Here is a 14,676-nt window from a genome sequence, read left to right on the forward strand (position 1 = left end):
GTCCTCCGGAATTACACGCATTCCGTAAAAAGCTGTTTGCGATCGTTCGGGACCTGGCGAATCTCCACCTCGACGCCCTTCCCCACCAGTTGTTGTAGCTGCTCTATTTCTTTTGGCAGTAAATTAATTGCCTTAGAGATATTCTGGCTGCCCTCTTTCGCTTTAATCCCGCCAAGATTAATGCTCTTGATATTTCCCACCGCATTGGCTATACGCCAGGCATCGTCCACCGATTCAACAACAATAAATAAATTATATTTATCGGTAACGCCGCTTTTAATTGCCTCAATGGAGTCATCAATATTTTTAATTACCAGTTTTACCGACGGCGGCTTAGCGAGCTTAATCGTCGTTTTACGCAGTTCATCGTTAGGGACATTATCGTTAGCGATCAAAATACAATCAGCACCGACATATTGCGTCCAGGAAAAGGCTACCTGTCCGTGAAGTAATCGATGGTCTACCCTTAAAAGCGTAATCATAGTGTTCCCTCATTTCAGAAGTCTTTATCAGTGGTCATCGCACTGGCAATCGTTTGATTGCAGTACTGAATGCTCTCTTTGGCGCTGGTTAATGCTTCAGTAATTAATTTCTCGGTATTTTCTTCCGTTGCAGAAATAAGCAAATCAATAATCAGCGGCAGATTTAAACCTGATAATAAATGGAAGTGTGGGCGTGATAAAAAACGAACAAACTCGTTATTCACGCTACCGGCAAAAATATCCGTAATCACTATCAGTTCATCCTGCGCCGGGAAACGCGCCAGTAGCGCCTCCACCTGCTGCGTGAGATCGGACTCCTCCTCGACGTAGGCACACAGGGTATGAATATCCGGCTGTTTACCGAGGATTAGCTCCACGGAGTTCAGCAAACCGTTAGCAAAGGTGCCATGGCTGGCAAAAATATAGTGTCGTTTCATCCTTACCTCGAAAGCGCATTCCACTGCTTTCTTAATAGCAACCGGCGTGCCAGAAACAGTGGCGCGCTGGTTAGCGCAAGGACGAACAGACTGAGGGAACTAAAACTCCTGATCTTCCTGAATAAATTCCGTTTCCCGCGTCAGGATATCGTGAATGTAGCAGAGCTCTATGGCGGGGATTTTGACACTATATCCGCTCTCAATGACACTAAAAGCCTCGCGAAGCGTCGCCAGCTCGCTCTGCGGACACTGCCTTCCGGAATAATGGGATGGCGACGCGTTGCGGATCAGGCGCTCAATCAGACAGCTGATATGCACGTACAGCGCCACCTTGCGATCGTTGGGCACGTCGTAGCCGGCCAGATGCTCATAGCGCAGTAAAAACTGCTCGACCTGATTGATGACCTTTGCGGTATCGAGGATCGTCACCGACTCGATCACCCGGCGCAGCGAGAAATTTTTCAGGATCAGGTTATTGATCTCGCTGACTTGTTCAGAGGAGGCCAGCTCGCCGAAGATACGCATCAGCGGGCGGCTGCCCTGGCCGGAAATCAGCGAATCCAGCGAGATCCACGGCAGATCGGCAAGCTGCGGGTCCAGAGTTCCAACGATCGCCAGCACCTCATAGCGGCTGAGCATCGGTTGCCGCCGCGCGGGATCGGCGAGCGTTTCCACATCACAGGCCACAATATCAATGCCGAGCGTCTCAGGAATGCTGGCTTTTAACAGCGCCGACAGATTCGCCGCCGCGCCCAGACCGGTGGCGCAGGTCGTAAGAATCGCCCGCGGTTTATCGGTTTGCGGGTAATAGAGCTGATGCTCGACCGCGAGATCGCCGCGGATCTCGCGGACGATATCTTCCAGCATAACGCCCTGCAAAATGCGCTCCCCGACGTACATCGCCATACCGGTGGAGACATTGTTGATAATCGCCATCGGCGTACTCAGGCGACGATTAAAATGGCGATGAATGGCGTTCAGCGATCCCATATCGACCAGAATGATCAATCCTGACGCCAGGGCGTGGCTCTCAATATAGGCCATCACCTGGTTAGCAATAGCCTCCGGCGTCACGTCGAGCGGCATATCGAATGACTCAAACAGCTGGCTTTTCAGCAACCGGTTCGCCACGTTGGCGATGCTGCTGGCGGTGGCGTAACCGTGGGCGAGGATAATTGCCCGGGTCACCTGCTGCTGGCTGATGGCGCCATTTTTCTGTAACCACAGCACCAGCAGCAGCAGGTCAATGCGCCGGGGTTCAATGTCCAGCTTCAGCGCCAGCGCAGCGAGGATCTCTTCGCAAAAGCGATACAGCAGCGGATATTTCTGCGCCAGAAAATCCTCCAGCAGGCGGCTTTTCTCGTTGCTCATCGTGGACGGCCCCTGCCGGGAACGATGAATTAGGTAGTGACTTAAAGCGTAAATACAGTTGCCGTTAAACTGGATATTGAAGCGCTTTTCAAGGCGATAAAACTCCTCCCGCACCTGATGCGTTATCAGCAGCAACATATGCGAACTATTGGCATCGTGATTATCGAAAATCAGCCGATCAAAGAGGGTTTCAATCTCCTCGCCCATGCTTTTTTGCGCCTCTTCCCAGAGCGTTTTTTTACTCTGCACCGCCTCATACAGCGCGAGAACGCGGCACTGAGTATCATAAATCAGCCCCTGAATCGGGTCGCGCGCGCGTAGCAGCCAGACCAGGCTGGTCTGCGGCTCGATAAGCAGCGGCTCCTGCTGGCCCATCGCTTCACTGAGGGCCGGCGTCGCAGCCATGATATTTTCCGGCAGATCATGCAGCGTCACGGTAAGCATCTCGCTGCCCGGACACCTGGCCCAGGCCGACGCCACGGCGTATTTCACCACATTCTTCAGCTCACCGACGTTACCGCGATAAACATAGTGCGTCAGCACCTGTAGCAGCCGTGGCGTCAGCTGCAGCCGGGCAGCCAACGTGCGCGCCTCCTGCCAGAAAAACTGCAGCGTTAACGCTTCTTTTTCGTGGCGGCTGCGGGTCTGTAAATCAGGCAGGCTAACGAGGATCGGAATACGGCGAATAAAGGTGGTCAGAAAAGTGCTGTGAATATCTTCGGTGGTGGCAAACACCAGCCGCAGCGAAATCGGCATCCCCTGCGCCGTTTCCCCCACCCGATAGATCTCCTTGCGGTCCAGCCAGGTGAAGAGCTTTTCCTGCCCCTGCGCATCCAGACGATGGACTTCATCAAGAAACAGCACGCCGCCATTTGCCGCCTCAAACGCCCCGGCTTTATCGCTCTGCGCGCCGGTAAACGCGCCTTTAACGTAGCCAAACAGGTTGGCGGCCAACAGCTCCGGGTTGCTGGCATACTGGGCGCAGTTAAAGCTGACAAAAGGCGCATCGGGCGGCAGCAGCCCCTGGGCGATAGCAAACTCATGCATCAGCTCCGCCATATAGCTCTTGCCAGTTCCGCTGTCGCCAACGATCAGCAGCGGAAGCCCACCGTTGGGATAAAACAGCGCGGTTTTCATCTGTTCGATAGGCTTGCGCAGGCTACCGTCATGGCCGGTCAGCAATGAGAAATGATCCGCCTGCTCCGGCTGCCGGTCGCTCTCTGCGAGCAGTTCCGCCATGCTGGCGTACTCGCTGCGGGAAAGAGGGAAAAACTGCTGGCAGAAGGCGGCTTTATGCAGGAAATAGACTGGTCGAGTATTGATCTTCACCAGCACATCCTGGGCCACCAACTGATTCAGATAGTGGCTGGCGGTATTTCTTTGCATCGCAAAACGCCGGGCCAGGTAGCCAGCGGTGAAGACCTCGCTCAGGTTATCCGGATCGAAAAAATCGGTCTGATTTTGCAGAAAAGCCAACAGTTCCGTTTTACGCATTACATCCCCCTCTTCACCTTACAGAGGCTTATGATGCGGGAAATCCACCAGGCGTTGGCGCTAAATTCACTTTTTGCGGTTCGGAGCACAAAAAAAACGGCGCCCAAATCCGCGGACGCCGCATAACAAAACCGTTACAGCCGCGCCAGGGCCTCCCGCATTCCTGAGCGCAAAATCATTTCCAGATAGCGCGTGACCTGGTCGGAAAGGCCGGGAATAGCCGTCAGATCCTCGCCCCAGTGCGCGTTATCCTGCAGGACGTCCGTGACCAGTCCATGCAGCGGGCTCCCGTTCGCCACCTGCTTCCATCCTTGCGAGAAGCGGGTTAACCAGACGTCATCATCTTGCAGCGGATACACCTGTCCGTCGCGCTGGCCGCGATAGAAGGCGATAAGCGCCGCCAGGGCAAACGTTAGCCGCGGGGGGATCGCGCCGTGCTGGCGGATTGTCGTCAGCAGCTGCGGCAGGATCCGGGTGCGGAACTTAGTCATGCCGTTCAGGGCGATGGCGAGCAATTGATGGCGAATATAGGGATTAAGAAAGCGCCCGGTGACCGCATCGGCAAACTGACGAAGCTCCTCGGCCGGTAAATCGAGCGCCGGGATAATCTCTTCATCAATCGTCTGCTGTACATAATGGCGAATGGCTTCGTCCTGCATCGCTTCGCCAACCGTATCCACGCCGCACAACCACGCTACGGGGACCAGCGCGGTATGTGCGCCGTTGAGAATGGCGACTTTGCGCTCTTTGTAGGGGCGAATATCGTCGACGATGCGAATATTGAGCGGACAGCGATCAAGGCGCAGTTTCTTCGCCAGCGCCTGCGGCCCCTGAATCACAAACAGCCAGAAGTATTCGGCGGTATCGAGGAAAGCATCATGGTAGCCCAGCTCCGTTTCCAGCTTTTCTGCTTCATCACGCGGGTAGCCGGTGACGATGCGGTCAACCAGCGTTGAACAAAACGTATTGGCGGTCTCAACCCAGTCGCGAAAAGCCGCGGGTAATTGCCACTCTTCGGCATAGCGCAGCACCAGCGCCTTCAGCGCCTCGCCGTTATAGTCAATTAGCTCGCAGGGGATGATCGTCCAACCCTTATCCACTGCGCCGTTGAAATGGCGGAACCGTTCGAGCAGCAGCTGGGCCAGTTTCGCCGGGAAGCTAACCGGCGGCTTATCGTCAGGCCGGTCTCCGGCGTGATAGCTGATGCCCGCTTCGGTGGTGTTTGAAAATACGAACGCGATCGCCGGATTTCGAGCCAGCGCCAGATAGCCGGCAAAATCCTGCCAGGGATTGATCTCGTTATTCACCGATCGAATAATCCGCGCCTCGCTCACCGCCTCGCCGCGTTCGTCCAGTCCGCGGATCACCGTGGTGTAAAGCCCGTCCTGGGTATTGAGCGACGGCGGAAACGCGGTGTTGATCGGGCGAATAATGGTCACGCCCGCCGCCAGATCGGTTTGCTCATTCAGCAGATCCAGCTGCCAGTCAATAAATGCCCGCAGGAAGTTGCCCTCGCCAAACTGAATCGCGCGCGTCGGGTACTGCGGCCCGGGAAAATCTTGTCGGTTTAACGATTTCATAAGCTTACCTGCTAAAAATGAATAACGCCTTTGATCAGCTGACGATTGTTAATCACGTCGCTTTCGTAAATTTCCGCCAGCGATTTGAAGTCGTAACGGTGGGTTAGCATCATCCTGGCGGTGATTTTCCCCTCGGCCATCAGCCGCCCGACCTTGGCAAAATCCTCTTCCGTCGCATTACGACTGCCCATCATCGTCGTCTCTTTCTTATGAAATTCCGGATCAGAGAACTGCAGTTCCCCCTTAAACAGACCAACAAAAATGATGCTGCCGCCGTGACGGATTAAATTAACGGTGTTATTCATCGCCTGCTGATTTCCCGTCGCGTCAATCACTTTCTGCGCCAGAGAACCGCCAAACGTGGCAGACAGTTGCTCGATAAACAGCGGATCGGAGGGATCGAGGGTGGTCAGGCCGAGATGCTGTGCCACATGATCGCGCCGCGCTGGGCTGGTATCCGCCACTACTACCTGCGCACCGTCAGCCTTAGCGATCGCCGCGGCTCCGAGCCCAATGGGGCCCGCGCCAACCACCAGCACCTGATCTCCCGGCAGGATCGCTGCGCGACGCACCGCGTGGGCGCTAATGGCGAATGGCTCAATCAACGCCACGGCTTCAGGATCGACGTCATCCACCACCAGCAGATTGTTTACCGGCACGCAGAGATACTCGCTAAACCCGCCGTCCCGATGCACGCCGATCACCGAAATCTTCTCGCAGCAGTTTGTCCGGCCGTTCAGGCAGGCCGGACACTGGCGGCAGGCGACATAGGGAATCACAGCAACCTGTTGGCCGCTCTTCAAATTAAGAATATTTTTACCCAGCCCAATTATCTCACCGCATATTTCATGTCCAAGAACACGCGGATAACTAAAAAAAGGCTGATTGCCGCCCCATGCATGAATGTCTGTCCCACAAATCCCCACTGCCTTTATTTTAATGAGAACTTCATCATCGCCGGGAATGGGAATTTGGCGTTTTTCCCAGTGTAGTTTTTTAGGTTCCTGACACACTAAAGTATTCATCGACGTCATAATAATTGCCTCCGTATTTGTTGGCTTAGATATCGATGAAAAATAGAAATAGAGTGAAACTCATTGCAAAATCTGTGAAATGTCACGCACAAAACTGTTTTAAATCCGGCTTTAATGGATAAAAAAGGAAAACGTTATGAGTCGCTCACAAAACCTACGTCACAATGTTATTAACCAGGTCATCAACGATATGGCGCGCGGCTTTATCCCCTCGCCGCTACCCTCGCAAAGCGCACTGGCGGAGATGTATAACATCAGCCGCACCACGGTGCGCCATATCCTTTGCCACTTATGCGAGCGCGGCGTCTTGAGCCAGGTCAATCACGACTACCAGATCCTTCGTCAGCCGGAAGTACAGGACGGCTTCGATGGTTCCAGCGCCTCGCTGACCGAACAAAACCGTCTCTTTGAACAAGCGTTTTTCACCATGATTAACCAGCGTCAGCTACGCGCCGGGGAGCGGTTCTCCGAACTGCAACTGGCGCGTGCCGCGGGCGTCAGCCCGGTCGTGGTCAGAGAATTTTTACTGAAATTCAGCCGCTACAACCTGATTGAAAGCGAAAAGCGCGGCCAGTGGAACATGAAAAAATTTGAGCAATCCTGGGCCGAGCAACTGTTCGAATTGCGGGAGATGCTGGAAACCCACGCACTTCAACACTTTCTTAATCTGCCGGACAGCGATGCCCGCTGGCTGCAGGCCAAAACCCTGCTCGAGCGCCACCGCACCCTGCGGGACAGCATCGGCAACAGCTTTCGTATGTTCTCCCAGCTCGATCGTGATTTTCATTCGCTGCTGCTTTCCGCTGCTGATAATATATTTTTTAATCAATCACTTGAAATCTTTTCCGTGATCTTTCACTTCCACTATCAGTGGGATGAAAGCGACCTTAAACAGCGCAATATCATCGCCATTGATGAACATATGACGATCCTGAGCGCACTCATCTGTCGCAGCGATCTGGATGCCAACCTGGCGCTACGTAACCACCTGAACTCCGCGAAGCAATCCATGATTAACTCTCTCAAGCAAAGTGAATCGCTGGCGCATTAAGTACCGATTAAAAACAGAAAGTGATTAGCAACAGCACAAATCCAAAAACGTAATCCGGCGCCCTCAAAAAGGTTATTTATGCTGAAAACAAGTCGACTTACTTTACTGTGAAACAGGTGGGTAATGTTTAAACACTTCGTTGTCACTTGGTATTCAAACATAATAATCAGGAGTCAGGCGTGGAATCACAAAATATAACCATAGACCCGCAGACCGACTTTAAAAAGGGGGAAGCGGAAACCCTTTCAGCTCCCTTAGAAAATACACTACAACGTAGTTCTCGTATTAAAAAAATTCAAACAACGGCAATGATTCTGTTATTTCTGGCGGCGGTGATTAACTACCTCGACCGAAGTTCATTGTCCGTTGCGAACTTAACGATTCGCGAGGAGTTAGGGCTTACCGCCACTGAAATCGGGGCGCTGTTATCGGTTTTCTCTCTGGCCTATGGTATTGCGCAACTGCCCTGCGGGCCGCTGCTGGATCGCAAAGGTCCACGCATCATGCTGGGGCTGGGCATGTTTTTTTGGTCGCTATTTCAGGCGGTCTCCGGGATGGTGCACAGCTTTACCCAGTTTGTCCTGGTGCGTATCGGCATGGGGATCGGCGAAGCGCCGATGAACCCGTGCGGCGTCAAGGTGATCAACGACTGGTTTAATATTAAAGAGCGCGGTCGCCCAATGGGCTTCTTTAACGCCGCCTCGACGATTGGCGTGGCGATCAGCCCGCCGATCCTTGCCGCGATGATGCTGATGATGGGTTGGCGCTGGATGTTTATTACCATCGGCGTACTGGGGATCTTTGTCGCTATCGGCTGGTATATGCTTTATCGCAACCGGGAGGATATCCCCCTCACCGCCGATGAGCAGGCCTACCTTAATGCCGGAAGCGTCAACGTGCGCCGTGACCCGCTGAGCTTTGCCGAATGGCGCAGTCTGTTTAAAAACAAAACCATGTGGGGAATGATGTTCGGCTTCAGCGGCATCAACTATACCGCGTGGCTATATCTGGCCTGGCTGCCGGGCTACCTGCAAACGGCGTATAACCTCGATCTGAAAAGTACCGGGTTTATGGCCGCCATTCCTTTCCTGTTTGGTGCCGCCGGTATGCTGATCAATGGCTACGTCACCGACTGGCTGGTCAAAGGCGGCATGGCCCCGATCAAAAGCCGCAAGATCTGCATTATTGCCGGGATGTTCTGCTCCGCGGCGTTTACGCTGATCGTGCCGCATGCCACCACCTCAATCGCGGCGGTGCTGTTAATCGGTATGGCGTTGTTCTGTATTCATTTTGCCGGAACGTCCTGCTGGGGATTGATCCACGTCGCCGTAGCATCAAGAATGACGGCTTCCGTCGGCAGTATTCAGAATTTCGCCAGCTTTATCTGCGCTTCATTCGCACCGGTGGTGACCGGATTTATTGTCGATACCACCCATTCCTTCCAGCTGGCACTGGTTATATGCGGCTGTGTGACCGCTCTCGGCGCACTGGCCTACATTTTCCTGGTTCGCCAGCCGATTAGTGACCCGCGTAACGACTGAATCTTAACGCCCTGCTGACCGCAGGGCATTCATCGTTGCGCTCATTTCATACTGCTGCAGCGATAGCGGCGCATATCCCGCCGCGGCAAACAGCGGCGTAAACGTTTCCGGGACCGTCACCGAAGTCCCCACACCCGGGAACTGCTGCGCCAGCGTCACCAGCAGCTCACGCGCCAGCCCCTGGCGGCGGGCGGCGGGCTCCACCCACAGAAACTGCAATACAGGCCGCGAGCCCGCCGTCGTTAGTACCGCGAAGGCGCGCTGTTCCAGCGTCACGACCTGACAGGGCAGGGTGGCGAAGGTGAGCGGATCCAGCAGCCAGGGGAGTTGACTATTACTCTCGTCAATGGCGCGACGTAGCAGGGCCAGGGTGGGATAAAGCTGTAATACGCCCGATACCGGAGCCAGAGGTTCATTGCTCAGGTAGCCGCAGAGCCCATAGCGTCGCGTAAAGCCCAGCGCCTGATATAGCGCGACGGCCGCGTGGTTATCGCGGATCACCTCCAGGGATACCCTCTCGATCCCCTGCTGTTGCAGGCGCATTAGCAGCTCTTGCATCAGTTCCCGGCCCAGGCCTTTGCCGCGCCAGGCCGGGCGCAGGGCAAAGGCGGCCAGGCGAGCGGCACTTCCCCGGCGCGCGACAATCGCGATCGCCGCCGGTTCATCTCCGGCCAGCCAGACGCGGGAATCGATCAGGCTCATCCCCTCGGCGCTAAAACGCTGTACAAATCCCGCCACCGACTGGGTAACAGGCACCAGATAGGCTTCAAAACAGGCGTTGAGAATATCCGTTAACTGCACGCTGCTGAACTGCGTGGCGGGAACGGCGGTCAGCTCCATACTTTTCTCCCGAGGGCTGCTATGCTGAGGTGATGAAAACTAACACTATAACTGCCGGTGCCGTATTACGCCTGACTCAGGAGGGCGATATCGCCCTTCTGCCCGCCATTGAACGTTCTGCCGCCCAGGCATTTCGCCAGATCCCCTCTCTCGCCTGGCTGGCGGACAGCGAGGTGATTAGCGTTGCGCGTCATCATGATTATCTGGAAACAGAGCATAGCCTGCTGGCGGTAGCCGCCGGGCAGCCGATTGGCTTTATTCTGACCGAACCGCTCGACGATGCCTTATTTATCGTCGAAATCGCCGTCCATGAGGACTGGCAGCATCAGGGCATCGGCCGGATGCTGCTGGAGCAGGTTATCGAGGGCGCACGGCAGATGGGCTACCCAGCGGTAACCCTCACCACCTTCCGCGAGGTGCCGTGGAATGCGCCGTTTTATACCCGTCTGGGATTCACCATGCTCGATGAGCTGACCCTGCCTGCCGGACTGGCGGCAAAAAGGGAACAGGAGACCCGGCACGGCCTACCGCCCGAGTCGCGCTGCGCCATGCGCTTGTCGCTCTGATGGTCGGCCCGCCGCGCTCCGCGCTTTACTATGGCCGCAAGGCGCAAATCTCATCATGCAATGAACGACTGATGGTAACCCCCTGCCGCTCACTCTGCTGACGGCAGGCGAAACGTCGCTCGCCCGGCAGCCGCGCCCCCTGCTCCTGCATCCCCTTGAACAGCGTTTCGGCGCGCGCCAGCTGCTCTGGTGCCTGCGCGCCGAGAAAGCGCTGCGGATCCAGCGCCAGGATCAGCTCGCCGCCGTAGGGGAGCCCACCCGCGCCGTTATCCCACGCCAGCGATTCGGCGCTGGTCATATCGCCGATAAGCGGCCCGGCCAGCAGCTCAACCATAGCCGCCAGCGCCGAGCCCTTATGCCCGCCAAAGGTTAACATCGCGCCGTTCAGCACCTCCGCGGCATCGGTCGTTGGCTGGCCATGACTGTCGATTCCCCAGCCTTCCGGTAGCGCTTTGCCGGCACGCTGATGCAGCTGGATCTCACCGCGCGCCGCGGCGCTGGTCGCCATATCAACAATAAACGGCGGTTTGTCCCGCCGCGGCCAGCCAAAAGCGATAGGATTGGTGCCGAACAGCGGACGCGTGCCGCCCGCCGGGGCGACCCAGGCGTGGCTTGGCGTACAGGCCAGCCCCACCAGCCCTGCCTCGGTCAACGGCTCAATATCGGCAAACAGCGCGGAAAAATGGACGCAGCGGTTAATTGCCAGCGCCGCAATACCGCTGTGCCGCGCTTTCTCCAGCAGCAGCGGCAGCGCGCGCTCGTAGGCCAGCAGCGAAAAAGCGCCCCCGGCATCCGCCCGCACAATCGCCGGCGCCTGGTCGTGGATCTGCGGCTCGGCATCAGGCGATACCTTACCTTTACGCAAGGTATCGACAATGCCCAACAGCCGCCACAGGCCGTGGGAAGCGCAACCGTCGCGCTCCCCGGCGGTTACATTGCGGGCGATAGCCGCCGCGTGGTCGGCGCTAAATCCATTGGCGCTGAGCATTTCCAGCGCCAGGTCATAAGCTTCAGGTAACGATAGAGTTACCGACTCCATACTGTTCTCCTTTACTCTTCTTCGTCTCCGCTAAAGTTAGCCTGCGGCAGGCAGCTGCGCGCGCCCCAGTAGTAAATCCCCAACGACATCGCCGCCACCAGCACCGTATCCCAGGGGTGACCTATCACATTAAGCCCACCGAAGCTGCCCAGCCAGGAAAAGAGGATAATCAACGCATAAAAAACGATCAGCCACAGCGAAGACTTCACCTGCTGCGCCAGGCTCACGGTATGTTCCGGCACCTTACCTTTGCACATCACGTAGACCACAAACATCACGATTTGCAGCCCCAGCAGCCACGAGAGCGTATTCCAGCCGGACCAGTAGACAATCAGCGCCGAGACCATAAACGATACCGGGCCGATGATGCCGAAGGCCCGCACGCGGAACGGCCGCGGTAGATCCGGCGCGTTGCGGCGCAGCCCGGCGGCGGTCACCGGGGCGATGGCGTAGCTCAGCACCAGGGCAGCCGACACCACGCTAATGAGCTGTTCCCAGGAGGGGAACGGCAGCGTCCAGAAAATCGACAGCCCGAAGGTCAGCCACAGCGCCGGACGCGGAATCCCGGACGCTTTATCGATATGGGTAAAGGCTTTAAAGAAAGTACCCGCCTTCGCCCAGCCGTAGATCACCCGCGGCGTCGCGTTCATATAGATATTGCCGGTGCCGCTCGGGGAGATAATCGCATCGCTTATCACCATAAAGGCCAGCCAGCCCATGCCGAGGGTAATGGCGATATCGCGATACGGCAGCGAGAACTGTTTGCTCACCTCGGCCCAACCGCCGTTCAGCATTTCGGTGGGGATACTGCCGAGAAACGCAATCTGCAACAGCACATAGATAATTGTCGACAGCACCACCGATAAAATCAGCGCGATCGGAATGGTTCGCTGCGGCTTTTGCACTTCGCTGGCCACCGAGATAATCGGCGTCAGCCCAAGATAGGCAAAGATAATCCCGCCTGCGCTAATTGCCGCTTCCACCCCGGACATGCCAAATGGCGCAATACCCTGAGCGTGCAGGTTCTCCGGTTTAAAGAAGGCGAATAGCGTCACCACCACCAGCAGCGGCACCAAAAACTTGAGCACGCTGATGAAGTTGTTCGATCGGGCGAAGGTCTTGACGCTGTAGTAGTTAAGCGCGAAGAAGAAACACAGCAGCAAGAACTGCACCACCCACCCCAGCAGCGTCGGTGAGCTGGAGCCCGGCTGGGTCAGCGCCGGAAACCAGGCGGCGGCATATTGTCGGGCGGCGACGATTTCAATCGAGATCAGGCTGGAGAACGCAATCAGGGTGATGAACCCCAGCAGATAGCCCATCAGCTCACCGTGGGAAAAGACCGGGTAGCGAATAATGCCGCCGGCGCGCGGCAGCGCCGCCCCCAGTTCGCAGTAGACAATCCCCAGCAGCAATACCGCAAAGCCGCCGATCACCCACGAGGCGATCCCGGCCGGACCGGCGATGGATGCGACGTGGCTGGCGGCGAATAACCATCCGGAGCCGAAAATCGCTCCCAGGCCGATAAAGGTGAGATCGGTCAGGGTCAGCTGTTTTTTAAACTTACCCGACTCAGCAACGCGGGTTTGACTGTTATGCGTAGTGTGAATGGTCATGGTGATGCCCTTGCGTCAATGAGAGGAGGAAATCGCTTCCCGGGTCCACTGGCCGTTGACCAGGCGCAGCAGGTTCAAAGGGTTCGCATCCTGCAGCGCCGGCGGTAACAGGGCGGAGGGCGCGTTCTGCAGACAGACCGGGCGCAGAAAGCGCTCAATCGCCCGGCTGCCGACCGAGGTCCCGCGCGCGTCGGTGGTCGCTGGCCACGGGCCGCCGTGGACCATCGCATCGCACACTTCCACGCCGGTGGGATAACCGTTAAACAGCACCCGTCCGGCCTTCTCGCACAGCAGCGGTAGCAGGCTCGCCGCCAGCGGGCCATCATCCGCCTCGGCGTGTAGCGTCGCGGTGAGCTGCCCCTGCAGCGCTTTCACTACCGCCTGCAGTTGGGCCTCATCGTCCACTTCCACCAGCAGCGACAGCGGGCCGAAAACTTCGGTCTGCAACAGCGTATCCTGCGCCAGCAGATCCTCGGCCTGAGCCTGCCACAGCAGGGTCTGCGCCTGCCCGGCGCCGGCGGCGAGGCCGCTCGCCAGCTTCTCGATACGCGGGTGCGCCGCCAGTGCCGCCACCCCCTGGCGGTAGTGCTGAAGGGTCGGCGCATTGAGCAACACCTGCGGCGGGGAGCCCGCTACCGCCGCGCACAGCGCCGACTTAAAGCGTTCCAGCCCGGCGCCGCGCAGCGCCAGAATCAGCCCCGGACGGGTACAGAACTGGCCACCGCCGAGGGTGAATGACGCCACCAGCTCGTTTGCCAGCGCCTCGGCCCGCGTCTTCAGCGCCTGCGGCAGAATAATCAATGGGTTAATCGCAGACATTTCAGCAAACAGCGGGATTGGCTGCGGGCGCTGCTGCGCCAGCTGATACAGCGCCTTACCACCGGCCAGCGAACCGGTAAAGCCAACGGCCTGAATCGCCGGATGGCCGACCAATTCGGCGCCAATATCGGTCCCGAAAATCATATTGAATACGCCGCCGGGTAAACCGCACCGCACTACCGCCCGGACGATCGCTTCAGCGGTCAGCTCGGCGGTGGCCATATGGCCCGGATGGGCCTTCACCACCACCGGGCAGCCAGCCGCCAGCGCCGAGGCGGTATCGCCGCCGGCGGTGGAAAAGGCCAACGGAAAGTTGCTGGCGCCAAACACCGCCACCGGCCCTAACGCCTGCTGATACTGGCGCAGATCCGGGCGCGGCAGCGGCTGACGGTCGGCTAAGGCGGTATCAATACGGGCGGCGAAGGTATCGCCGCGCTGGATCACGCCAGCAAACATCCGCAGCTGGCCGCTGGTACGCGCCCGTTCACCCTGCAGCCGCGCCAGCGGCAGCGCGGTCTCCTGCCCAGCGAGTGCAAAAAACGCCTCACCCAGCGCATCCAGTTCATCGGCAATCGCGCAGAGAAAGCGCGCCCGCTGCTGCGGCGTGGTTTGTGAATAAACAGCAAAGGCCTGCTGCGCGGCTTCTGCGGCCTGTGCGGCTTCCTCGCGTGAAGCCGGATAAAAGCGGTGACCGGTGGCTTCGCCGTCCACCGCCCGCAGGCTCAATAGCGTCGCCTCACCGCTGGCAATGCGGCGTCCGGCGATAAACTGCCGTCCCGCCGTGGTCTGAGATGTATTCATATTGACTC

At 57.4% G+C, this 14,676-nt stretch carries 12 protein-coding genes; 3 read left to right on the plus strand and 9 right to left on the minus strand.

The features are described from left to right. Positions 1 to 11: 11 nt before the first annotated feature. The 5 genes from CWM53_RS08040 to CWM53_RS08060 all read right to left on the minus strand — a co-directional run bounded on the left by CWM53_RS08040 (position 12) and on the right by CWM53_RS08060 (position 6,398). Positions 12 to 482 carry a PTS sugar transporter subunit IIB gene (locus CWM53_RS08040; RefSeq protein ID WP_074387141.1) on the minus strand — a complete coding sequence of 157 codons (471 nt, stop codon included), beginning with the start codon at positions 480 to 482 and terminating at the stop codon, positions 12 to 14. Positions 483 to 496: 14 nt separating this feature from the next. Then, positions 497 to 919 (minus strand): PTS sugar transporter subunit IIA, encoded by a 423-nt coding sequence (locus CWM53_RS08045; protein ID WP_074387142.1) that lies wholly within the window; start codon positions 917 to 919, stop codon positions 497 to 499. Between the two features lie 99 nt (positions 920 to 1,018). Next, positions 1,019 to 3,784, minus strand: coding sequence for a sigma 54-interacting transcriptional regulator (locus CWM53_RS08050; protein WP_100631984.1), 2,766 nt, complete (start codon positions 3,782 to 3,784; stop codon positions 1,019 to 1,021). Positions 3,785 to 3,918: 134 nt separating this feature from the next. Further along, entirely contained in the window at positions 3,919 to 5,364 is a 1,446-nt protein-coding gene (locus CWM53_RS08055; protein WP_100730399.1) for a tagaturonate reductase, read from the minus strand. An 11-nt stretch (positions 5,365 to 5,375) separates the two neighbouring features. Next, positions 5,376 to 6,398, minus strand: coding sequence for a zinc-binding alcohol dehydrogenase family protein (locus CWM53_RS08060; protein ID WP_100730400.1), 1,023 nt, complete (start codon positions 6,396 to 6,398; stop codon positions 5,376 to 5,378). Positions 6,399 to 6,534: 136 nt separating this feature from the next. Between CWM53_RS08060 and CWM53_RS08065 the strand changes: the two genes are divergently transcribed. Together CWM53_RS08065 and CWM53_RS08070 are read left to right on the plus strand one after the other, a co-directional pair. Next, positions 6,535 to 7,449: a GntR family transcriptional regulator gene (locus CWM53_RS08065; protein WP_100730401.1), complete on the plus strand. Its 915-nt coding sequence runs from the start codon at positions 6,535 to 6,537 to the stop codon at positions 7,447 to 7,449. A 179-nt stretch (positions 7,450 to 7,628) separates the two neighbouring features. Next, complete coding sequence (locus tag CWM53_RS08070) at positions 7,629 to 8,990, plus strand: MFS transporter (RefSeq protein WP_061155863.1); 1,362 nt, start codon at positions 7,629 to 7,631, stop codon at positions 8,988 to 8,990. A 3-nt stretch (positions 8,991 to 8,993) separates the two neighbouring features. Here the strand turns inward: CWM53_RS08070 and CWM53_RS08075 are convergent, their stop codons facing one another. After that, positions 8,994 to 9,830, minus strand: coding sequence for a GNAT family N-acetyltransferase (locus CWM53_RS08075; protein WP_100730402.1), 837 nt, complete (start codon positions 9,828 to 9,830; stop codon positions 8,994 to 8,996). 32 nt (positions 9,831 to 9,862) lie between these two features. On the opposite strand from CWM53_RS08075, the gene CWM53_RS08080 reads away from it, so the two are divergent. Further along, on the plus strand, positions 9,863 to 10,396 hold the full coding sequence (locus CWM53_RS08080) for a GNAT family N-acetyltransferase (RefSeq protein WP_100730403.1): 534 nt from the start codon (positions 9,863 to 9,865) through the stop codon (positions 10,394 to 10,396). 28 nt (positions 10,397 to 10,424) lie between these two features. Here CWM53_RS08080 and CWM53_RS08085 read toward each other — a convergent pair whose 3' ends face one another. Genes CWM53_RS08085 through CWM53_RS08095 form a run of 3 tightly spaced genes read right to left on the minus strand, consistent with a single transcriptional unit; the run spans position 10,425 to position 14,668 of the window. Beyond that, complete coding sequence (locus tag CWM53_RS08085) at positions 10,425 to 11,435, minus strand: Ldh family oxidoreductase (protein ID WP_100730404.1); 1,011 nt, start codon at positions 11,433 to 11,435, stop codon at positions 10,425 to 10,427. A gap of 11 nt (positions 11,436 to 11,446) precedes the next feature. Next, positions 11,447 to 13,048, minus strand: coding sequence for an APC family permease (locus CWM53_RS08090; protein ID WP_100730405.1), 1,602 nt, complete (start codon positions 13,046 to 13,048; stop codon positions 11,447 to 11,449). A 15-nt stretch (positions 13,049 to 13,063) separates the two neighbouring features. After that, complete coding sequence (locus CWM53_RS08095; protein WP_100730406.1) at positions 13,064 to 14,668, minus strand: aldehyde dehydrogenase (NADP(+)); 1,605 nt, start codon at positions 14,666 to 14,668, stop codon at positions 13,064 to 13,066. Positions 14,669 to 14,676 lie beyond the last annotated feature (8 nt).

Source organism: Klebsiella sp. A-Nf5, from assembly GCF_002810545.1.
GTDB classification, from domain to species: Bacteria; Pseudomonadota; Gammaproteobacteria; order Enterobacterales; family Enterobacteriaceae; genus Klebsiella; species Klebsiella variicola.